Here is a 22,980-nt window from a genome sequence, read left to right as displayed (position 1 = left end):
GCGGTGTCCCGCCGGCGGGACACTTCTACGCGGCTGCCGAGGACACGATGTGCTCGGCGACCAGCCGTGGTGTCGGCTGCCGCAGCACCAGGTTCGCCCTCAGCCTGAGGCCGGTCGACACGGTGAGGCGTTTGCTGAGCTCCACCGACAGCAGCGAGTCGAATCCGATCTCCTTGAACTCCTGGTCGGGATCGAGGGACTCGGTGGAGGGGCGCCCGAGGACGACGGCGACCTTCTCCAGGACGTGTGCGAGCGCGAGCGTCCGGGCCTCTCCCTCGGGAAGGGAGGAGATCCTGTCGCTCAAGGGGGCGACGGGATCGTCCTGCGCGGCGGGCTGCCCGGCCGGGGGCACCTGAGCCGTCACCGCCGTGTGCGCGGGGTTCAGCCAGTACCGCTGCCGCTGGAACGCGTACGTCGGGAGGTCCACCCGCCGTCGTGTGCCGGACAGGGCGCCCCAGTCCACGGACCCGCCCCGGACGTGGAGCCGGGCCAGCGAGCCGAGCACGGCCTCCACCTCGTCGCGGTCCCGCCGCGACGACGACAGGACCAGGGCGTCGTCCATGTCCTCGGTCGTCTCCTGCACCGGGACGGTCAGCACGGGGTGCGGGCTCATCTCGACGAACACCCGGAAACCGTCCTCGGCCAGCCGCCGCACGGAGGTCTCGAAGAGGACCTTCTCGCGCAGGTTGTCGTACCAGTAGCCGGCGTCCAGCCCCGCGGTGTCGACGAAATCGCCGTGCAGGGTCGAGCAGAAGGGCAGCGCCGACGACACCGGACCGATGTCGGACAGCGGGCCGGTCACCCGGTCGCGGACCCGGGTCACCTGAGGGGAGTGGGAGGCGTAGTCGACCGGGATCCTCCGGGCCTGGACGCCGTCGGCCTTCATCCTCGCGACGAACTCGTCGAGTGCGTCCGGGTCGCCCGACACCACCACCGAGCGGGGTCCGTTGACCACGGCGACGGTCACCCGGTCGCGCCACGGGGAGAGCCGTTCCGTCACGACGTCCGCGGACTCCGCGACCGACGCCATCCCGCCGTGCCCGATCAGTTCCACCAGGGCCTTGCTGCGCAGCGCCACGATCTTGGTGGCGTCCCGCAGGGACAGCGCGCCGCACACGTGGGCGGCCGCGATCTCGCCCTGGCTGTGTCCCACCACCGCGGCCGGTTCCACGCCCCAGGACCGCCACAGGGCGGCCATGGACACCATCACCGAGAACAGCGCCGGCTGGACCACGTCGACCCGCTCCAGGGCCGGTGCCCCCTCCGCCCCGCGCAGCACGTCGAGCAGCGACCAGTCGACCCACTCGGCCAGGGCGGCCGCGCACGCGTCGAGGCTCCGCGCGAACACCGGGAAGGTGTCGTACAGCTGCCGGCCCATGCCGGCCCACTGCGAGCCCTGGCCGGGGAACACGAAGGCGACACCGCCGAGGTTCCCGGCCGTGCCCCGCACCACCGCGGGGGACTCCGTGCCCCCGCTCAGCGACTCCAGGCCGCCCAGCAGTTCGTCCCGGCCGCGTCCCAGCACCACCGCACGGTGCTCGAACCGCGACCGGCCCGACACCAGCGACCAGCCGATGCCCAAGGCATCCGCACCCGGATCCGCCGCCACATGGTCGTACAGCTTCCGCGCCTGCTCCCGCAACGCCCGCTCGGACCGCGCCGACAGCACCCACGGCACCGGCCCGTCACCGGCGGCCGGATCCGCACCGGACTCGTGCTCCTGCGGCGGCGCCTCCTCCAGGATCACGTGGGCGTTGGTGCCGCTGACGCCGAACGACGACACCCCGGCCCGCCGCGGACCGTCCGAGGCAGGCCACTCACGCCCCTCCACCAGCAGTTCGACACCGCCCGAGGACCAGTCCACGTGCCGGGTGGGCGTGTCCACGTGCAGGGTCCTCGGCAGGTGTCTGTGGCGCAGGGCCATCACCGTCTTGATGACCCCGCCGACCCCGGCGGCGGCCATGGAGTGGCCGATGTTCGACTTCAGGGAACCCAGCCGGAGCGGCCTGTCCGCGGCCCGGCCCTGCCCGTAGGCCGCCAGCAGGGCACCCGCCTCGATGGGATCGCCCAGTCTGGTCCCGGTGCCGTGGGCCTCGACCAGGTCCACCTCGGACGCCGGGACGCCCGCGTTCGCCAGCGCCTTGCGGATCACCTTCTCCTGGGCGCGGCCGTTGGGGGCGGTGAGCCCGTTGCTGGCCCCGTCCTGGTTCACCGCGCTGCCGCGCAGGACGGCCAGCACCGGGTGACCGTGGCGGCGGGCGTCGGACAGCCGCTCCAGCAGCAGCACACCCACCCCCTCGGCCCAGCCGGTGCCGTCGGCGCCGTCCGCGAAGGCCCTGCACCGGCCGCCGGCCGACAGAGCGCCGAGCCGGGAGAACTCCACGAACATCGCGGGCGTCGAGATCACCGACGCCCCGCCCGCCAGCGCCAGGGAGCACTCTCCCGAACGCAGTGACTGCACCGCCGTGTGCAGGGCCACCAGCGACGACGAGCACGCCGTGTCCAGCGACACCGCCGGCCCGGTCAGCCCCAGCTCGTACGCCACCCGGCCGGAGGCGACGCTCAGCGCGCTGCCGTACAGCAGGTAGCCCTCCAGCTCCTTCGGGCTCCCCTCCAGGAAACGCCACCCGTACTCGGTCGAGCTCACGCCGGTGAACACGCCGACCTCGGTGCCGCGCACGTCGGCGGGCACGATGCCGGCCCGCTCGAAGACCTCCCACGACGTCTCCAGCAGCAGCCGGTGGTGCGGATCGACCGCCAGCGCCTCACGCGGGCTGATGCCGAAGAAGTCCGCGTCGAAACCCGCCACGTCGGCCAGGAACCCTCCCCGGCGTGTGTACGAGCTGCCGACGGCGTCGGGATCCGGGTCGTACACGTCCCGCCACCCGCGGTCCTCGGGGAAGTCGCCCACGACGTCCCGGCCGTCGCGGACCACGTCCCACAGCTCCTCGGGCGTCGACACCCCTCCCGGGTAGCGGCACGCCATGGCCACCACGGCGATCGGCTCGCCGCGGCCGGCCTTCAGGGCGTCGTTCTCCCGGCGGAGCCGGTCACGCTCCTCCAGCAGCGTGCGCAGCGCCCGCTGCACCCGGTCCGCGCCCTCCGCCGTGCGATCCGCGGAGTCGGTCATGCCGCTCACCTCTTCTCGTCCAGAGCCATGTCGACCAGTGCTTCCAGGTCCAGGTCCGTCAGTTCGTCCGCGCCGGTGTCCGTGTCCGTGTCCGCCGCGGGTGCGCCGCCGTCCGGCGGGCTCTGGGCGGCGCATGCCAGGACCAGTTCCAGTACGCCCGCGCTGCGCAGGCTGTCGACCGAGACGTTCCGGAGCACCCGCCGGATCTCCTCGTCCTCGTCCTCGGCCGGGCCGGTCCGCGGTGCCGGGCGCAGCAGGCCGTACAGGTGCTCGCTCAGCTCGCACGGTGTCGGGTAGCTGAAGACGAGGGTGGTCGGCAGGCGCAGTCCGGTCGCGGCGGCCAGGCGGTTGCACAGTTCGACCGAGGTCAGCGAGTCGAATCCGAGGTGGGTGAACGCCTGGCCGGTGTCGACGACCGCGCCGGACGGGTGTCCGAGCACGACGGCGACCTGGTCGCGGACCCAGTCCAGCAGGACCGTCTGTGCCTCGTCCGCGGGGAGGGAGAGCAGCCCGGCCGGCAGGCCCGCAGAGCCGCCGTTCCCGGCCGTGCCCGTCCTGTCCCGGCGCGGACGGGCGCCGGCGGCGAGGTCGCGCAGGAGCGGGGGCAGTTCGCCGGCGGCCCTGCCGCGCAGCCCGGCGACGTCCATCCGGGCCGGGACGAGGACCGGCCGGTCGATCGCGCACGCCGCGTCGAACAGGGCCAGTGCCTCGGCCGTCGGCATCGCTGCGACGCCCGCCCGCCGCAGCCGGGACAGATCGGCCCGGTCCAGGTCCCCGGTCATGCCGCTGCTCTGCTCCCACCAGCCCCAGCACAGCGAGGTGCCGGTCAGGCCGGACGCCCTGCGCTGCGCCGCCAGGCCGTCCAGGAACCCGTTCGCCGCGGCGTAGTTCGCCTGTCCGGCGGTGCCGAGCGTGCCCGCGAGGGCGGAGAACTGGACGAACGCCGACAGGGTGCGGTCCCGGGTCAGTTCGTGCAGGGCGACCGCACCGCCGACCTTGGCGTGCAGCACCCGGTCGAGGCTCTCGGCGGTCAGCGACTCGACGGTGCCGTCCGCCAGCACGCCCGCCGCGTGCACGACCGCCGTCAGCGGGTACCGGCCGGGCAGGTCCGCGAGCAGGTCCGCCATAGCGGCCCGGTCCGCGACGTCGCAGGCCACGACCCGTACCGCCGCGCCCGCGGCCCGCAGGTCCGCGACCAGCTCGCCGGCCCCGTCGGCCGCCGCGCCCCGACGGCTCGCCAGCACCAGGCTGCGCACACCGTGTTCGGCGACGAGGTGCCGCGCCACCAGCGAGCCCACTCCCCCGGTCCCGCCGGTGACCAGCACGGTCCCGCCGCCGAAGCCGTCGCCCACCTGGAGGACCAGCTTGCCGACGTGGCGGCCCTGGCTCATCTCACGGAACGTCCTGCGGGCGTCGCGGACGTCGCGGACGGAGACCGGGGTCGGCCGCAGCCGCCCGTCGGCGAACAGCTCCATGACGTCCCGGAACATCGCCCGGATCACGTCCGGGCCCGCCGCGTAGAGGTCGAATGCCTCGTAGTCGACTCCGGGACGGCCGGCCGCCACCTGCCGGGGGTCGCGGATGTCCGTCTTGCCCATCTCCACGAAGTTCCCGCCCCCGGGGAGCAGTCGCAGCGAGGCGTCGACGAACTCGTGCGCGAGGGAGTTCAGCACGACATCCACACCGCGGCCGCCGGTGGAGTCCAGGAACTTCTCCACGAACTCCAGATCGCGCGACGACGCCAGATGCGCGTCGTCCAGTCCCAGGGCGCGCAGGGCGGGCCACTTGGCCGGGCTCGCGGTCGCGTAGATCTCGGCGCCGATGTGCTGCGCCAGCTGGACGGCGGCCATTCCGACGCCGCCCGCCGCGGCGTGGACGAGGAGCCGCTGTCCCTTGCGGAGCTTGGCCACATGGCGGAGCGCGTAGTGGGCGGTGAGGAAGACGCTCGGCACGGACGCCGCCTCGGCGTGGCTCCATCCGTCCGGGACGGGCACGAGCAGGCGGTGGTCCGCCACGGCCACCCGGCCGAACGCGCCGGGGAAGATGCCGGTCACCCGGTCGCCCGGCGCGAAGCCCGTCACGTCGTCCGCCACGTCGAGCACGACGCCGGCGCCCTCGCTGCCGAGCCCGGCGTCGAAGGCCGTCCTGTCGATCAGTCCCAGGGCGATCGTGACGTCGCGGAAGTTGAGGCCCGCGGCCTGGACGGCGATGCGGACCTGCCCGCTCGTCAGGGGCTCCTCGACCTCGGGGCACGGGACCCAGGCCAGGTTCTCCAGCGTGCCCCGGCGGGTGATGCCCAGCCGGTGGGCGCCGTCCGCCGGGGGCTCGGCCAGGTGGTCCGCGGGCGGGACGGGTGCCATCCGGGGGACGAGGTACGCGCCGCCGCGCAGCGCCAGCTGCTCCTCGCCGAGGGCGAGCGCGTCCGGGAGGCGTGCCCAGGACGTCTCGTCGTCGTCGATGTCCACCAGCAGGAACCTGCCGGGGTGCTCGGTCTGCGCGGACCGGACCAGGCCCCACACGGACGCGCCGGGGAGGCTCTCGACGCGCTCTCCCGAACCGGTGTCGAGGGCCAGGCGGGTGAGCACCACCAGCGTGGATCCGGCGAGCGCGTCCTCGGCGAGGAACCGCTGGACCCGGTCCAGCACATGCTTGTCCGCGCCGGCGACCGCGGCGAGCACATCGGCGCCGGGGGCGACGAAGTCGTCCAGGCACAGGACGACGTGCCGGGGTGCCTCTGCCCGGAGGACCTCGTCGAGGGACCCGTGCAGGACTGCGCCCCCGCCGGCCGCCCCGGCCAGCCGGGACGCCAGACCGTCGCCCGTGCCGAGCACGCTCCACGGCCCGCGGCGGGTCTCCCGCCCGCGCTCCCCGGCCGGCCGCCACCGCACCTCGTACAGCGGCTGCTCCTGCCCGCCGCGTGCCGCGCGCACCTGTTCGGCGCTCGCCGGCCGGAACGTCAGCGCCTCGACGCGGGCGATCCCGCGGCCGTGCTCGTCGGCGACCGCCACGGACACGACGCCTTCGCCGGCCGGGGAGAGCCGGACCTTCACGGTCGGGCCGCACACGCCGGTCAGGGTCGCGCCGGACCAGGAGAAGGGCATCCAGCCCTGCTCGCCGGTCACCCGGACGACGCCGCCGGCCACCACCGCGTGCAGGACGGTGTCCATCAGCGCCGGATGCAGTCCGAACCCGTCGGCGGCAAAGCCCACGGCGGTCTGCGGCAGGGTGGCGAGGGCGAGGAGGTCGTCGCCGTGCCGCCAGACCTCGCGCAGTCCGCGGAACGCCGGGCCGTAGTCGAAACCGCCGTCGGCGAGGGACTCGTAGAGACCGTCGAGGGCGATCCGCCGGGCGCCGGCCGGCGGCCACACGGCCGGGACCCGCGCGGCATCGGCCCCCGCGGCCGCGGGCGGTGCGTCCGGAGCCAGGTTCCCCCTCGCGTGACGGGTCCAGCCGCCCGCCGCCGCACCGTCCTCGGCGGGGCGCGCGTACACGTCCAGGGCGCGTCGTCCCGTCCCGTCCGCCGCCCCGACGACGGCGCGCACCTGCACCTCGCCCCGGTCGGGAAGGACGAGGGGAACCTCCAGGGAGAGTTCCTCGACCGCGGCGCACCCGACATGGCCGCCCACGGACAGCGCCAGATCCAGGTAGGCCGTCGCCGGCACGACGGCCGCGCCGAACACGGCGTGATCGGCCAGCCAGTCGTGGGTCCGCAGGGACCACAGGCCGGTGAACACCGTCTCGTCGGTGCCGGGGTGGTCCACCACGGCACCGAGCAGCGGGTGCTCCGGGGCCGACAGACCGGCCGAGGCCACGTCCGCGGACGCCGTCCCGGCCAGGAAGTCCATCCAGTACCGCTGCCGCTGGAACGCGTACGTCGGCAGGTCCACCCGCCGTCGTGTGCCGAACAGGGCGCCCCAGTCCACCGACCCGCCCCGGACGTGCAGTTCGGCCAGCGCCTCCACGATCCCGCGGTCCCGCCGCGACGGCGACACGACCACCGCGTCGTCCACGCCCGTAGCGGCGAAGGCGTCCTTGGTGATGCCGACGAGGGTCGCCCCCGGCCCGACCTCGACGAAGACGTCCGTCCCGGCCTCGCGGGCGCGTTCCAGCGCGTCGTGGAAACGCACGGGCTCGCGGACGTGGCGCACCCAGTGCCCGACGGACGTCAGTTCCTCCGGTGTGGCCTCACGGCCCAGCAGCGTCGAGACGACCGGGACCGAGGGTTCGCCGCCTTGCGGGAGCGCGTGGAGCGCCTGCGCGAACTCGTCCAGGACCGGGTCCATGAGCGGGGAGTGGAACGCGTGGCCGACCGGGAGCAGCTTCGCCGGCCTGCCGTCGGCGAGGAGCCGGTCCCGCAGGTCGTGGACCTCGTCGCGCAGACCCGAGACCACCACCGACTCGGGGCCGTTGACGGCGGCGACGCCGATGCGGCCGTAGCGGGCGAGCAGCGTGCGCACCTCCTCCTCGCAGGCGCGTACCGCCAGCATGGCGCCGGGTTCGGTGACGGTCTGCATGACCCGTCCGCGGGCGGCCACGAGCCGGGTGGCGGTGTCCAGGCCGAGGACTCCGGACACATGGGCGGCGGCGATCTCGCCGACGGAGTGACCGATCAGCCGGTCCGGCGGCGGGCAGTACTGCGTCATGAGCCGGTACAGGCCGACCTGGAGGGCGAACAGGGCCGGCTGCATGACGTCCGTGCGCTCGCGTTCCGCGGGCTCGTCGGCGAGGAGCAGGGGCTTGAGGGCGTAGGGGAGACGGGTGTCGAAGTGTGCGCAGACCTCGTCGAGGCTTTGCGCGAAGACGGGGAAGGTGTCGTACAGCTCCCGTGCCACTCCGGTCCATCCCGCGCCCTGGCCGGGGAACATGAAGACGGAACCGCCGAGTTCCCCGGCCGTGCCCCGCACCACCGCGGGGGACTCCGTGCCCCCGCTCAGCGACTCCAGGCCGCCCAGCAGTTCGTCCCGGCCGCGTCCCAGCACCACCGCACGGTGCTCGAACCGCGACCGGCCCGACACCAGCGACCAGCCGATGCCCAAGGCATCCGCACCCGGATCCGCCGCCACATGGTCGTGCAGCTTCCGCGCCTGCTCCCGCAACGCCCGCTCGGACCGCGCCGACAGCACCCACGGCACCGGCCCGGCGATGTCCGGCGGTGCCGCCGTCGCCGTCTCCTCCTCGGGAGCCTCCTCCAGGATCAGATGCGCGTTGGTGCCGCTGGCCCCGAAGCCGGAGATCCCGGCCCGCCGGGGGCGGCCCGGCACGCCCGGCCACTCCCGCGCCTCGGTCAGCAGCTCCACCGCCCCCGCCGACCAGTCCACGTACGACGACGGACGATCCACGTGCAGCGTCCGCGGCAGCACCCCGTGCCGCATCGCCATGACCATCTTGATGATCCCGCCGACCCCCGCCGCCGCCTGCGTGTGCCCGATGTTCGACTTCAGCGACCCCAGCCACAACGGGTCACCCGCATCCCGCTCCCGGCCGTACGTCGCCAGCAGCGCCTGCGCCTCGATCGGATCACCCAGCGTCGTCCCCGTCCCGTGCGCCTCCACCACGTCCACATCACCCGCACGCACGCGGGCGTTCGCGAGCGCCGCCCGGATGACGCGCTGCTGCGCCGGCCCGCTCGGCGCGGTCAGGCCGTTGGAGGCGCCGTCCTGGTTGACGGCCGAGCCGCGGATCACCGCCCAGACCCGGTGCCCGTTGCGCCGGGCGTCCGACAGCCGCTCCAGCACCAGCACACCGGCGCCCTCGGCGAAGCCGGTGCCGTCCGCGGCGTCCGCGAACGCCTTGCACCGGCCGTCCGCCGCCAGACCCCGCTGCCGCGAGAACTCCCGGAAGACCTGCGGCATCGCCATGACGGTGACGCCACCGGCCAGGGCGAGGCCGCATTCGTCCTGGCGCAGCGACTGCACCGCCTGGTGGACGGCGACGAGTGACGACGAGCACGCGGTGTCCACCGACACCGCCGGGCCCTGAAGGCCCAGCGTGTACGCCACCCGGCCCGAGGCCACGCTCAGCAGGGAACCGGTCTGCGCGTAGCCCGAGACGGCCTCGGGGGTGAAGAAGTGGTTGCCGTATCCGAAGTAGGCGATTCCGGCGAAGACGCCGGTGTCGCTGCCGCGCAGGCTGTGCGGGTCGATGCCGGCCCGTTCCAGGGACTCCCAGGAGGTCTCCAGCATCAGCCGCTGCTGCGGATCCATCGCCAGCGCCTCGCGCGGGCTGATCCCGAAGAACTCGGCGTCGAAGTCGCCCGCGTCGTGCAGGAACCCGCCCGAGCGCGTGGAAGAGGTGCCCGGCCGGTCCGGATCCGGGTCGTACAGGCTCTCCAGGTCCCAGTGACGGTCCTCCGGGAAGTCCGACACGACGTCCGCGCCGGCCCGCACCAGCTCCCACAGCGCTTCCGGTGATGCCGCCCCGCCGGGGAAACGGCAGGCCACGCCGACGATCGCGATCGGCTCGGCGGCGGCTTCCGTCACCTCCTGGAGGCGCTTGCGTGTCTCGATGAGCTCGATCGACGTCCGCTTGAGGTAGTCGAGAACATCGGCGTTGCTGTCGTTCGTCATCGCTCTCCCCTAGCCGAGCTCTTTGTCCAGTAGCGCGAGAAGCTCTTCCGCCGAGGCGGCGCCGATCCGGTCGGCGATGCCCGCCTGTTCCGCGGCGCCCGCCTGTTCCGGGGTGCCCGCCTGTTCCGGGGTGCCCGCCGGCGGACGGAACCGGTCCTGCAGTGCGCCGAGCAGTGCCAGGACGGCGGCCCGGTCCTCCGCCGCGAGCGCGGTGAACGCGCCCTCCAGCCGGGCGCCCAGTCCCTCGATCTCCTCGACCAGGTGAGCGGCCCCGGATCCCGGGCCGGTGTCGGGGGCGAGGCTCGTGTGCAGGAACCGCGCGAGAGTGCCGGGGTCCGGGTGGTCGAACACGAGCGTGGCGGGCAGCTTCAGGCCGGTCACCGCCGCCAGCCTGTTGCGCAGCTCCAGCGCCGTGAGCGAGTCGATCCCGAGTTCCCTGAACTTCGCGGTGGGGGCGATCCTGCGGGTGCCGGGGTGGCCGAGGACGGTCGCGGTCTGCGTCCGTACGGCGTCGAGCAGCGCCGCCTGCGCCTCGGCCGGTGGCAGGGACGTCAGCCGCCGCGCGAGTCCGGTGCCGGCGGGCTCCCGGCTCCCCGGGCCTGCGGGGCCCGCGGACGTGCCGGTCAGACCGCGCAGGAGCGGCGAGACGGTGTCCGGTGCCGTGAGGTCCAGCCGGGCCGGCACCAGGACGGGTTCGTCCGGCGAGACCGCCGCCGAGAGCGCCGCGTCGAAGAGCGCGAGCCCTTCCCGGGACGCCATCGGCAGTACGCCCTGCCGCCGCAGGCGGACGACGTCCGTGTCGTCGAGGCCGGCGATCATCTCGCTGCGTTCGGCCCACAGGCCCCAGCACAGCGAGGTGGCGGGCAGGCCCTCGGCCCGGCGTGCCTGTGCGAGGCCGTCGAGGAAGGCGTTGGCCGCCGCGTAGTTGGCCTGTCCGGCCGTCCCGAGCACGCTCGCGACGGAGGAGAACAGCACGAACGCGGACAGGTCCAGATGCCGGGTCAGCTCGTGCAGGTGCCAGGCGCCGCGCACCTTGGGTCCGAGGACCGTGGTCACGCCGTCCTCGGTCAGGGCCTCGACGACGCCGTCGGCCAGCACGCCCGCGCAGTGGATCACCGCGGTCAGCGGATGCCCGGACGGGATCGCGGCGATCAGCCCGGCGACGGCGTCGCGGCTGGTGACGTCGCAGGCCACGATCTCGGCCCGGGCTCCCGCCGCGGTCAGCTCCTCGCGCAGCGCCGCCGCGGCCGGGGCCGTCCCTCCCCGTCTGCCGGTGAGCACCAGGCTGCGCACACCGTGGCGGTGGACGAGGTGCCGGGCCAGCGTCGCGCCCAGACCGCCGGTGCCTCCCGTGATCAGCACGGTCCCGGATCCGAGAGGGGGCACGCCGCGCGCCCCGTCGAGGGGTCCGCGCGCGGCGGACGCGTCGAGGGCGCGGACCAGTCGCGGGGTGCTCACGGCACCGTCCCGGATCCTGAGCTGGGCCTCGCCGGTCTCGGCCGCCGCCGGGACGAGGGCCCACGATCCGGGCCGGTCGTCGATGTCGACGAGTGTGAACCGGCCCGGGTTCTCGGTCTGCGCGGTGCGCACGAAGCCCCAGACCGCGGCCGCGGCGGGGTCGGTGCGGGGCACCTGCCCGTCGGCGGACGCCCCCCGCGTCACGACGACCAGGCGTGAGCCGGAGAACCGGTCGTCGGAGAGCCAGTCCTGCGTCCACCGCAGCACCCGGTGGACGGTGCGCTCGACGGCGTCGGGCAGACCGGCGCCGTCCGCGTCCGCACGGTCGACGGCGGCGATGACGACAGGAGGTGTCTCCCCGCCGGAGGCGGCGAGGTCCCTCAGTCCGGCGAGGACCGCGTCGCCCTGTCCCGGGGACGCGGTGGCCGCGCCGGATGCGGTGACCGCACCGGGCGCGGTGACCGCACCGGATGCGGTGACCTCACCGGATGCGGTGACCTCACCGGGCGCGTCGCCCTGTCCCGGGGGCGCGGTGACCACGCCGGATGCGGTGACCACGCCGGGCACGGTGACCTCACCGGATGCGGTGGCCTCACCGGGCGCGTCGCCCTGTCCCGGGGGCACGGTGACCTCGCCGGGTGCCGCGAGGACCACGTGGTGGCTGCCGGTCCCGCCGGACGGGACCTGGAGGGGGACCCAGTCGGTCCGGAACAGCGCGTCCCGGTGGTCGAAGCTCAGCTCGGCCAGTCGCCCGACGTCCACGGGCCGCAGGCTCAGCGACGCGATGCCGCCGACGGGCGTTCCGTGCCGGTCCGCGACGGTCACGGAGAGGGTGTCCTCCCCCGCGGGTGCGAGACGGACGCGCAGCACGCCCGGTCCGGCCGGGTGCACGCGGACGCCCGTGCAGCGGAACGGCAGCAGGCCCTCGGACCGGGAGGGGCCGGCGAGCGGCCCCGGGCCGGCCGGGAGCAGCGCGGCGTGGAGCAGGGCCGGGTGGATCCGGAACCCGCCGTGGCCCGTGCCGTCGGACGCGGGCGGCTCCACCTCCGCGAACAGGACGTCGTCGCGGCGCCACACCGCCTTCAGACCGCGCGGCAGCGGCCCGTGGCCGGACCCGAGGGCGGCCGGCCGGGTGTGCTCGTCCTCGAAGGGCACGCCGGCCGCGCCCGGGGGAGGCCACGCGGCGAGGTCCTCGGGGGCGGAGGGCTCTCCGGTGCCGGACCCTGCGGTGCCGACGGCGTTGCGCGTCCACCCCTCCTCGCCCTCGCCCCGTGAGTGCACGCTGATCGCACGCCGGCCGTCGATCACGACGCGGATCTCACGGCCGCCGGTGCGGGGCAGCACCAGCGGTGCCTCGAAGGTGAGTTCGTCGACGGCGTCGCACCCCGCCCTGTCCGCCGCCCACGCCGCCATCTCCAGCAGTACCGTCGCCGGCACCAGGACGGCGCCGTGGACCACCTGGCCGGCGAGCCACGGGTGGCGTTCCGGCGACAGGTGCCCGCCGGCCACGACGCCGCCGTGCCCCCCGTCGTCGGGCAGATCGATCACGGTGTCGAGCAGCGGGTGGTCCGACGTGCCGCGGGCGGTGCTCTCGCCGGGTGCGTCCAGCCAGTGGCGCTGCCGCTGGAAGGCGTAGGTCGGCAGCTCGGCGCACGGGCCGTCCCGGTCCGGGAACGCCGCCGCCCACGTCACCCCGACGCCCGCCACGAATGCCTCGGCCGCCGACCGGTACAGCCGTGCGAGGCCGCCCTCGCCGCGGCGCAGCGTGCCCACGACGACGGCGGCCCCGGCGTCCGCGCCGTCCAGGGTCTGTTCCACGCCGACCGTCAGGACCGGGTGGGCGGACACCTCGACGAAGCACCGGAAACCCTGCCCGGCCAGGGCCCGGACCGTCTCCTCGAAGCGGACCGTCCGGCGCAGGTTGGTGTACCAGTACTCGGCGTCCAGCCCCGTCGTGTCCAGCCGGCCGGCGGTCACGGTGGAGAAGAAGGGGACTTCGGCGGTACGGGGCCGGAGTCCCGCCAGAGCGCGGAGCAGTTCCTCGTGGACGGCCGTCACGTCGTCGGAGTGCGAGGCGTAGTCCACCGGGATCCGGCGGGCCCGCACCCCGTCCGCCTCGCAGGCGGCCAGCAGCGCGTCCAGTTCGGCCGGGTCGCCCGACACCACCACGGACGACGGCCCGTTGACCGCCGCGAGCGACAGTCCGTCCGTCAGCCGTGCGCGCACGTCCCGCACCGGCAGCGCGACCGACACCATGCCCCCGCGCCCCGACAGCGCGAGGATCGCCCGCGACCGGAGGGCGACCACCCTCGCGGCGTCCTCCAGCGACAGGGCGCCGGCGACGCACGCGGCGGCGATCTCTCCCTGGGAGTGGCCGACCACGGCGTCGGGGGTCACCCCCAGCGACCTCCACACCTCGGCCAGCGACACCATCACGGCCCACAGCACGGGCTGTACGACATCCACGCGTTCGAGCGCCTCGGCGTCCCCGAGCACATCGAGGAGGGACCAGTCGACGTACGGCGACAGGGCGTCGGCGCACTCCCGCATCCGCTTCGCGAACACCGGGGAGGACGCGCACAGTTCCTGGCCCATCCCGGCCCACTGCGATCCCTGGCCGGGGAACACGAAGACCGTCCCGCCGACCTCGGCGGCGGCTCCGGACACCACCGCTGCGGCGGGGGTGCCCTCTTCTCCGGCGGCGACGGCGGTCAGGGCGGCGAGCAGTCCGTCCCGGTCGGCGCCGATCACCACCTGGCGGTGCTCGAACAGCTCGCGTGAGGTCACCAGCGCGTGCCCCACGTCGGCGAGCGGCAGCTCCGCGTCCGCGGCCACGTGGTCGTGCAGCTTCCGCGCCTGCTCCCGCAACGCCCGCTCGGACCGCGCCGACAGCACCCACGGCACCGGCCCGCCGTCGGCGGCCGGATCCGCACCGGACTCGTGCTCCTGCGGCGGCGCCTCCTCCAGGATCAGATGCGCGTTGGTGCCACTGATCCCGAAGCCGGAGATCCCGGCCCGCCGGGGGCGGCCCGGCACGCCCGGCCACTCCCGCGCCTCGGTCAGCAGCTCCACCGCCCCCGCCGACCAGTCCACGTACGACGACGGACGGTCCACGTGCAGCGTCCGCGGCAGCACCCCGTGCCGCATCGCCATGACCATCTTGATGATCCCGCCGACCCCCGCCGCCGCCTGCGTGTGCCCGATGTTCGACTTCAGCGACCCCAGCCACAACGGGGCACCCGCATCCCGCTCCCGGCCGTACGTCGCCAGCAGCGCCTGCGCCTCGATCGGATCACCCAGCGTCGTCCCCGTCCCGTGCGCCTCCACCGCATCCACATCACCCGCTCCCAGCCCGGAATCGGCCAGGGCCGCCCGGATGACGCGCTGCTGCGCCGGCCCGCTCGGCGCGGTCAGGCCGTTGGAGGCGCCGTCCTGGTTGACGGCCGAGCCGCGGATCACCGCCCAGACCCGGTGCCCGTTGCGCCGGGCGTCCGACAGCCGCTCCAGCACCAGCACACCGGCGCCCTCGGCGAAGCCGGTGCCGTCCGCGGCGTCCGCGAACGCCTTGCACCGGCCGTCCGCCGCCAGACCCCGCTGCCGCGAGAACTCCACCAGGAGCCCCGGGGTCGACAGGGTCGACACCCCACCGGCCAGCGCGAGGGTGCACTCCCCGGAACGCAGGGACCGTACGGCCTGGTGGACGGCGACGAGCGAGGACGAGCACGCGGTGTCCACCGACACCGCCGGGCCCTGAAGGCCCAGCGTGTACGCCACCCGGCCCGAGGCCACGCTGGTGTAGGTCCCCGTGCTCGCGAACCCCTCCACCTCGGCCGCCGCCCCGCCGCCCATCCGGGGGCCGTAGTCGACGGCGTAGAGCCCGGTGAACACCCCGGTCGCCGAACCCCGCAGGCCGGCTGGGGCGATGCCCGCCCGTTCCAGCGCCTCCCACGACGTCTCCAGCATCAGCCGCTGCTGCGGATCCATCGCCAGCGCCTCGCGCGGGCTGATGCCGAAGAACGACGCGTCGAACTCCGCGAGATCGCGCAGGAACCCGCCCGAGCGCGTGTACGTCCTCCCCCGTGCCTCGGGGTCCGGGTCGTACAGCGCCTCCACGTCCCAGCCGCGGTCCCGGGGGAAGTCGCCGATGGCGTCCACCCCGTCGGACACGACTCCCCACAGTTCCTCGGGGGACGTCACCCCGCCCGGGAAACGGCAGGCCGCGCCCACGACCGCGATCGGTTCACGAGCGGACTCCTCCAGCTCGCGCACCCGCTCGCGCAGTGCTTGCGCGTCGCCGACGGCACGTCGCAAGTAGGACCGGAGCTTGTCGACATCCTCCACCAGGGCCTCCCCCAAAGGTTGCTCGGAAGAACAGGTGCGGCTGCACGCCGCGGAGCAGACGGCTACACGTATCCGCGGTCGATCAGTTCGTACAGGTCGTCGTCACTGCGGACCTCCGGACGCGTCTCCTCCGCCGGTTCCGGGGCGCCGGGCGTCCGCGGCCGCACGGTCTGCGGCTTCAGCAGGGAGAAGACGTGGAGGGCGAGGGCGTGCGGGGTGGGGTGGGTGAACGCGACGGTGGCCGGGAGCCGCACTCCGGTCGCCGTGGTGAGCCGGTTGCGCAACGCCACGACCATCGAGGAGTCGAAACCCAGTTCCTTGAACGTCGCGGTCGGCCTCACCTCGGCACCGGCGCCCGTCGGATCCGCGTCCTGCGTGCCCAGCAGCGCTGCCGTCGCGGCGCACACGAGGGTGCGGACCGCCGCTTCCGAGTCCAGGCCCGCCGCTTCCGGGTCCGGGGCCGCCGCCGTGGCGCCCGTGTCCTCCCCGGACGCCGTCAGCCAGTACCGCTGCCGCTGGAACGCGTACGTCGGCAGGCCGATCCGGCGCGGCCGGTCCCCGGCGAACAGCGCCTCCCAGTTCACCGGCACACCCCGCACATGCAGCTCGGCCAGCGACGACAGGACCTCGGCCGCGCTTCCGTCGTCCCGGTGCAGGGTGCCCGCCACCACCGGCGGGTCCGCCAGCGTGTCGGCGATCTCCTCCATCGCCACCTGGAGCACCGGATGCGGGCTGACCTCCACGAACACGCCCCCGCGCTCGCGCATCAGGCGCTCGACGACCTCGCCGAAGCGCACCGTGGAGCGCAGGTTGTCGTACCAGTACGCGCTGTCGAGCGCGCGGGTGTCGAGGACACCGCCGGTGACCGTGGAGTGGAACTCCACCGCCGACTCCCGGGGGGCGATCCCGGCGGTCGCTTCGAGGATCCTCCGGCGCAGGGGTTCGACGTGGGGGGAGTGCGAGGCGTAGGCCGCCCTGATCCGGCGCACCCGGACACCGTCCTCGGCGGCCGCCTCGGCGAACCGGTCCAGCGCCTCGACGTCGCCGGCGATCACCACGGACCGCGGCCCGTTGACCACGGCCGTGCACAGCCGCCCGGGCCACCGGGTCAGCCGGTCCTCGACCCAGCGGGGGGACGCGGCCACGGCACTCAGCCCGCCCGGGTCGGGCAGTTCGTTCGCGAACCGGCTGCGCAGGGCGACGATCCGCGCCGCGTCCTCCAGGCGGAGCGCGCCGGACACGCACGCGGCGGCGATCTCCCCCTGCGAGTGCCCCACCACGGCGTCGGGGACCACGCCCAGCGACCGCCACACCTCGGCCAGCGACACCATCATCGCGAACAGCGCCGGCTGGAGGACGTCGACCCGTTCCAGCGACGCGGCGGACTCCGCACCGGTCAGCACGTCCACCAGCGACCAGTCCGTCCACGGCTCCAGGGCCTTCGCGCACGCGTCGACCGAGCGTGCGAACACGTCCGACTCCGCGTACAGGCGCGCTCCCATGCCCGGCCACTGCGCCCCCTGGCCGGGGAAGACGAGGACGACCGGTCCGGCCGGCCCCGTGGCCGTGCCGCGCACCGCCCGCGCCGAGTCACCGCCCGCGGCGACCAGGCCCAGACCGGCGAGCCGCTCCTCACGGTCGCGGCCCAGCACGACCGCCCGGTGCGCGAACAGCGACCGTGTCGACACCAGCGAGTGCCCCACGTCGGCCGCCGGCAGGGACGGGTCGGCGACGACCAGTTCCCGCAGCCGCGCCGCCTGTTCCCGCAGTGCGGGTGCCGTCCGCGCCGACAGCACCCATGGCACCGCGCCGGGGACGCCCGCGAAGGCCGGGTCCCCGTCCGCGGCACGGGGCTCCGGCTGCCGAGGGGGTGCCTGTTCGAGGATCACGTGCGCGGTCGTGCCGCCCAGTCCGAACGAGGACACCCCGGCCCGTCGCGGCCGGGTGGGCCCGCCCGGCCAGGGCCGCGCGGCGCGCAGGACCTCGAAGTGCTCGTGGAAGTCCGTGACGGCGGGGTTCGGTGACCGGAAGTCCGGTTGCGGCACCAGGTGCGCGCGGTCGACGCAGAGCGCCGCCTTCACGAAGCCGGCGATCCCCGCGGCCGGCTCCAGGTGTCCGATGTTCGCCTTCACCGAGCCGAGCACCAGGGGGCGGCCGCGGCCGGTCGCCCGGAACACCTCGCGCAGACCGGACGCCTCGGCCGGGTCGCCGCGCCGTGTCCCGGTGCCGTGGGCCTCGACGTAGTCGATGCCGTCGAACGGGACATCGGCGCGTCGGAGGGCGGACAGGACGGCCGCCGCCTGCCCGGCGGGGCTGGGGTCCGGTATCCGGGAGGACGCGCCACCGCTGCTGACGCCCCAGCCGCGCACCACCGCGTAGACGTGGTCACCGTCGGCGACGGCGAGGTCGAGCCGTTTCAGCACGACGAACGCCCCGCCCTCGCCGCGGACGAACCCGTCGGCCCGTTCGTCGAAGGGGAGACAGCTGCCGTCGGGCGACAGGGCGCCCAGATTCGCCAGGGCGGCTCCCGCCTCCGGGTCGACGATCAGCTCCACGCCGCCCGCGATCGCCGTGTCGACCGCGCCGCCGCGTATCCGGTCGCAGGCCAGCGCCAGCGACACGAGTGCGGAGGACTGGCCCGAGTCCGCGCAGAAGCTCATGCCGCGGACGTCGAACAGGCTCGATATCCGGTTCGCGATCAGCGCGCCGCTCGAACCGAGCGCGGCGTAGTGGTCGTCCTGGTCGCTGCCGGACAGTCTGCGCAGCAGCTCGTACCCGGAGGGCGCGCTGCCGACCACGACGTCGATCTCACGGCCCGCGAGCGCCGTCGCCGGGATGCGGGCGTCCTCGACGGCCTCCCAGGCGAGTTCCAGCCCGAGCCGCTGCACGGGGTCCATGGCGGCCGCCTCCGCGGGGGAGGTCCCGAAGAACTCCGCGTCGAAGCGGTCGACGGACTCGAAGAACGACCCCGCGCCCAGGGTGGCCGCGTCCGGGTGGGAGGCGTAGGACGAGTCGCCCGCCCGGCCCGCGGGGAACGTCCCGATGGTCGACCTCCCGTCGAGCAGCAGGCGCCAGAACTCGTCCAGGCCGTTCACACCGGGGAAGCGGCACGACATCCCGATGACGGCAATACCGGTGGCTGCGCCACGCATACGCATTCCTTCCGCTTCCCTCGGCCTGCGGCTCCTACGGGGGGCAGTGCTGTCAGCGCCAGGAGGCCAGCAGCTTCAGCAGTTCGTCCGGCGCGTCCATGAAGTCGTGGCGGCCGCCGTCGACGGTCCGGATCTCGACCGAGTCCGCGTACGGGCGCCATCCCTCGAGCGCGTCGAGGCTCACGTCGGTGTCGTCCCGCCAGTGCAGTACGACGACGGGGCAGGGCAGCGCGACCGGCTTCTCGCGCCGGTACCCGGCCGCGGCGGCGCGGTCGCGCAGCAGCACCATGAGGCCGAGGTCGACCATGTCCGGGCGCGGCTCGATCCCGCGGCCGCGGAGGAACGACTCGACCTCGGCGCGCAGTTCGGGCTCGGTCATGGTGAGCATCCGGTCGCGCGAGGCGTCGTGCGGGGCCGGCTGGCCCGACACGAAGAGGCGGTCCGGGCCGGGCAGTCCGCGTTCGGCGAGCCGGAGCGCGGTCTCGTAGGCGGGCAGCGCGCCCGCGCAGTGCCCGAAGAACGCGAACGGCCGGTCGAGGAGCGGCTCCAGCGGTCCGACGAGACCGTCGACGAGGTCGCCGTAGGTGCCGTAGTGGGGATGGGCCAGCCGGTTCTCGCGGCCGGGGAACTGCACGGGGCAGACCTCGATGCCGTCGGTCACGGCCGGCCAGGCGCTGAAGGCGGAGGCCCCGGACCCGGCGAAGGGGAAGCAGAACATCCGGGCGGGGTGGTCGGGGGACGGCGGCCGGACGAACCACGGCGAGGCGGCGGCGGTGCAGGAGCCGGTTGTCATGGCGTCCTTCGTTTCTGGGCGACGACGGGGAGGTGGGTCATCCCGGCGATGAAGTACGACCGCAGGTGCTGCGGTTCGCCGGCGAGCTCGATCGACTCGAAGTGCCGGAGCAGTTCCTCGAAGAAGACGCGCAGGGTCATCCGGGCCAGCGGCGCCCCGACGCAGAAGTGCGGCCCGAACCCGAAGGCGGCCTGGCGCCCGGCACCGGCCCGGGTGATGTCGAAGGTGTGCGGGTCGGGGAACAGGGTCTCGTCCCGGTTGGCCGAGCCGATCCACGCCACGACCGCGCCGCGGGCGGGGATCGTGCCTCCGGCGATCTCGACGTCGTCCACCGCGTAGCGCATGAAGTTGCACGCGGCCGACGTCCAGCGCAGCCCTTCCTCGACGAGGTTCGGGACCAGTGTCGGGTCGGCCGCCGCCTTCTCGAACTGCTCGGGGCGTTCGGCGAGCGCCTGCACGGTGCCCGAGACGGTGTGCGGCGTGGTCACGTTGGCGCCCAGCAGGATGCTGTAGCCGTCGAGGGCGATCTCCTCGTCGCCGAGCGGCGCGCCGCCCGGGCGGACGCTCATGAGGTGCTGGAGGAGGCTGTCGTCCTCCTCGCCGGTCGCCCGGCGCGTCCTGACCCACTCCTTGACGTAACCGACCAGCTCGTGGTGGGCGATGGCCAGCGTCGCGGCCTCGCTGCCCAGCAGGAAGTGCGGGTCGGAGGGGGCCGTGACCATCGCGGTCAGCCGGACGAGTTCCTCCCAGTCCTTGTGCGGGATCCCCAGCAGGGGGCCCGTGACCATCGCCGGGAGGAGCAGGGCCTTCTCGGCCAGGTCGAAGACCTCGCCGTCGAGCGCAGGTTCGAGGAAGCGGACGACCGTCGCGCGGATGCTGTCCTCCCAGGACCTCACCGCCCGTGCCGTGAGCCGGGAGCCGAGCGGCCGGCGGACCTCGGTGTGCCGGGGCGGGTCGGTGGACGTCATCAGCACACCGGCCGCGACGTCGTCCGTCCCGAGGTGGGTGGGGACGGTGCCGCGCTCCGAGGTGAACTCCCGGTGGTCGCCGAGCACCCGGCGGACGTCCTCGAAGCGGGTCACCGACCAGAACTCCCGGCCGTCCGGCAGGACCTGGTGGTGCAGGGGCGCCCTCGCCCGCATCACGTCCCAGACCGGGTGCGGGTCGCCGAAGGCGTAGAGGTCCAGGTCGAACAGGTCGACGCCGCCGAGGTCGATGTCGCGCGCGGGGCCCGGCGTCAGCCTCATGTCCCCGCCCTCCCCCGCTCGATCAGTCCGGCGACCCGGGCCGGGGTCTGTGCCAGGTAGAAGTCACGCACGGACAGCTGGACGCCGTAGTCCTGCGCCACCCGTTCGATGATCTTGATTCCGGCCAGTGAATTGCCGCCGAGCGCGAAGAAGTCGTCGTCGACCCCGATCTCGGCGGAGTTGAGGTATTCCGCCCACAGCTCCGCGATCTCCTGTCCCAGCGGCACCGGCGCGCTCGAGAGCGCGGCATTTCCTTCCATGGCCAGCCTTTCCTTTCTGCGCCGACCGGGCATTCCCGTTCGACCACCGGGTCTCTTCGGCGCTGTCCCGCCGGCGAGACACATTCTTCGAATGGCGGAGATCGAGTGTGGCGTCGATCCGCTCCGGCTCCCACCGTGTCGGCGGTGTCCGGTGCCCGCCGGCCCGCGGGGGTTGAGAGCGGGTTGGTACGTCTCCACGTTCGCCCTCGCGGAGCGCCCGGGGGACCGTCCCGCCAGCGGGACACGGCAAGCCCGCCGACGGCTTGCCCCGCCCCCGCACCGGTGCTCGTTGACCGGCCGGTCCCCGCTCCGTGAACGTGAGCGACGACGTCACAGGCGCGGTGGAACGAAGGGGAGACGACGTGGCACACACGGACATGGACGCGGACGTGGTGGTCGCGGGCGCCGGGCCGACGGGCCTGATGCTCGCCTGCGAGCTGCGGCTGGCGGGGGCCGACGTGACGGTGGTCGAGCGGCTCGCGGAACGCACCGGCGAGTCACGGGCCGGCGGGATGCACTCGCGCACTTTGGAGGTGCTGGACCAGCGCGGAATCCTGGACCGTTTCCTGGCGGCCGGCGAACTCCAGCCGGTGGGCCATTTCTCCGGCCTCTATCTGGAGTTCGACGAGTCCGAGTCGAGACACCCCTATCCGCTGATGATTCTCCAGTCCGACATCGAGCGGCTGCTGGAGGAGCGGGCCGCCGAACTCGGCGTGCGGGTGCGGCGGTCGGCCGAGGTGAGCGGGATCCGCCAGGACGAGGCCGGCGTGACGGTCGAGCTGCGCACCGGGGACACGGGGACCGCGGCGCTGCGCGCCCGCTACCTCGTGGGCTGCGACGGCGGGCGCAGCACGGTGCGCAGGCTGGCGGGCATCGGCTTCCCCGGCACCGAGGCGACGATGACCGCGCTGATCGGCGACGTCGAGCTCCCCGGTCTGACCGAGGACTACATCTGGGTGCGGCGCCGCGCGGGCGGCGACTACTCGGCGATCGCCTTCGAGCCGGGCTGGTACCGGGTGATCACCTCCGAGTACGACCGTGTCGTGGACCGCGACGAGCCGGTGACGTTCGAGCAGCTGCGGGAGTCGCTGGTCAGGCTCGCGGGCACCGACTACGGCATGCACAGCCCGCGGTGGGTGTCCCGGTTCAACGACGCCGCACGGCAGGCCGCCTCGTACCGGCAGGGCCGGGTGCTGCTCGCGGGCGACGCGGCGCACATCCATTTCCCGGCCGGCGGGCAGGGGCTGAACATGGGTGTGCAGGACGCGGTCAACCTCGGCTGGAAGCTCGCCTCGGTGGTGCGCGGCCGGGCGCCGGAGGCGCTGCTGGACAGCTACCACGCCGAGCGCCACCCCGTCGGGGAGCGCGTGCTGCACAACACCCGGGCGCAGTCGGCCCTGGCCCGCCCCGGCGCGCAGACGGACGCGCTGCGCGAGGTGTTCGGATCACTCATGGTGTTCGACGACGTCAACCGGCATCTGCGGAGCATGCTGACCGCGCTGGACATCCGCTACCCGGTCGGCGGTGACCACCCGCTGGCGGGCCGCCGGGTCCCCGACGCCGATCTGAAGACGTCCGACGGTGCCACCCGGGTGTACGAGCTGCTGCACGCCGCCCGCCCGGTCCTGCTCGACCTGTGCGGCGACGGCGGGACGGCAGCGGTCGCCGGGGGCTGGGCCGGCCGCGTCGATCTCGTCCGGGCGCACAGCGAGGACGACGGCTGGTCCGTCCCGGGCGTGGGTGAGATCCCCGTGCCCGCCGCGCTCCTCGTGCGCCCCGACGGGCATGTCGCCTGGGCGGTCTCCCCCGGCGACGGACCCGGCACCGCCGCGCTCCGCGAGGCCCTCACCACCTGGTGCGGTCCGGCCCGCCGGGGGTGAGACACCCGCTCCCGCACGGCGGGGGGGGGGGGGGGGGGGGGGGGGGGGGGGGGGGGGGGGGGGCGGGGCCGCCGCGGGCGGGGGGGGGGGGGGCGGGGGCGGGGGGGGGGGCGGGGGCGCGCGCGGGGGGGGCGGCGGGCGGCGGCGCGCGGA

8 protein-coding genes are annotated in these 22,980 nt (G+C 74.7%); 1 reads left to right on the top strand and 7 read right to left on the bottom strand.

Annotation, left to right across the window (positions count from 1 at the left end):
- Nucleotides 1-25 precede the first annotated feature (25 nt).
- The 7 genes from ACIQGV_RS39645 to ACIQGV_RS39615 all read right to left on the bottom strand — a co-directional run bounded on the left by ACIQGV_RS39645 (nucleotide 26) and on the right by ACIQGV_RS39615 (nucleotide 20,947).
- Complete coding sequence (locus ACIQGV_RS39645; protein WP_402504375.1) at nucleotides 26-3,130, bottom strand: type I polyketide synthase; 3,105 nt, start codon at nucleotides 3,128-3,130, stop codon at nucleotides 26-28.
- 5 nt (nucleotides 3,131-3,135) lie between these two features.
- Nucleotides 3,136-9,696, bottom strand: coding sequence for a type I polyketide synthase (locus ACIQGV_RS39640; protein ID WP_402504373.1), 6,561 nt, complete (start codon nucleotides 9,694-9,696; stop codon nucleotides 3,136-3,138).
- Nucleotides 9,697-9,705: 9 nt separating this feature from the next.
- Entirely contained in the window at nucleotides 9,706-15,495 is a 5,790-nt protein-coding gene (locus ACIQGV_RS39635; protein WP_402504370.1) for a type I polyketide synthase, read from the bottom strand.
- A 62-nt stretch (nucleotides 15,496-15,557) separates the two neighbouring features.
- Nucleotides 15,558-18,647, bottom strand: coding sequence for a type I polyketide synthase (locus ACIQGV_RS39630; protein WP_402504368.1), 3,090 nt, complete (start codon nucleotides 18,645-18,647; stop codon nucleotides 15,558-15,560).
- 52 nt (nucleotides 18,648-18,699) lie between these two features.
- Nucleotides 18,700-19,440 (bottom strand): thioesterase II family protein, encoded by a 741-nt coding sequence (locus tag ACIQGV_RS39625; protein ID WP_402504365.1) that lies wholly within the window; start codon nucleotides 19,438-19,440, stop codon nucleotides 18,700-18,702.
- Nucleotides 19,437-20,687, bottom strand: a complete 1,251-nt coding sequence (locus ACIQGV_RS39620; RefSeq protein ID WP_402504363.1) for a cytochrome P450 — start codon at nucleotides 20,685-20,687, stop codon at nucleotides 19,437-19,439. Before ACIQGV_RS39620 ends, ACIQGV_RS39625 begins: the two co-directional genes overlap by 4 nt.
- Entirely contained in the window at nucleotides 20,684-20,947 is a 264-nt protein-coding gene (locus ACIQGV_RS39615) for a phosphopantetheine-binding protein (RefSeq protein ID WP_402504361.1), read from the bottom strand. Before ACIQGV_RS39615 ends, ACIQGV_RS39620 begins: the two co-directional genes overlap by 4 nt.
- 362 nt (nucleotides 20,948-21,309) lie before the next feature.
- Between ACIQGV_RS39615 and ACIQGV_RS39610 the strand changes: the two genes are divergently transcribed.
- Nucleotides 21,310-22,827: an FAD-dependent monooxygenase gene (locus tag ACIQGV_RS39610; RefSeq protein WP_402504359.1), complete on the top strand. Its 1,518-nt coding sequence runs from the start codon at nucleotides 21,310-21,312 to the stop codon at nucleotides 22,825-22,827.
- Nucleotides 22,828-22,980 lie beyond the last annotated feature (153 nt).

This window comes from Streptomyces sp. NPDC093094 (genome assembly GCF_044754345.1).
Classification (GTDB): domain Bacteria; phylum Actinomycetota; class Actinomycetes; order Streptomycetales; family Streptomycetaceae; genus Streptomyces.
This window is presented reverse-complemented; position numbering and strand designations above follow the sequence as displayed.

Coding starts and splice junctions, on each gene's coding strand:
- ACIQGV_RS39645 (WP_402504375.1), bottom strand. CDS start 3,130: ATGACCGACTCCGCGGATCGCACGGCGGAGGGCGCGGACCGGGTGCAG.
- ACIQGV_RS39640 (WP_402504373.1), bottom strand. CDS start 9,696: ATGACGAACGACAGCAACGCCGATGTTCTCGACTACCTCAAGCGGACG.
- ACIQGV_RS39630 (WP_402504368.1), bottom strand. CDS start 18,647: ATGCGTGGCGCAGCCACCGGTATTGCCGTCATCGGGATGTCGTGCCGC.
- ACIQGV_RS39625 (WP_402504365.1), bottom strand. CDS start 19,440: ATGACAACCGGCTCCTGCACCGCCGCCGCCTCGCCGTGGTTCGTCCGG.
- ACIQGV_RS39620 (WP_402504363.1), bottom strand. CDS start 20,687: ATGAGGCTGACGCCGGGCCCCGCGCGCGACATCGACCTCGGCGGCGTC.
- ACIQGV_RS39615 (WP_402504361.1), bottom strand. CDS start 20,947: ATGGAAGGAAATGCCGCGCTCTCGAGCGCGCCGGTGCCGCTGGGACAG.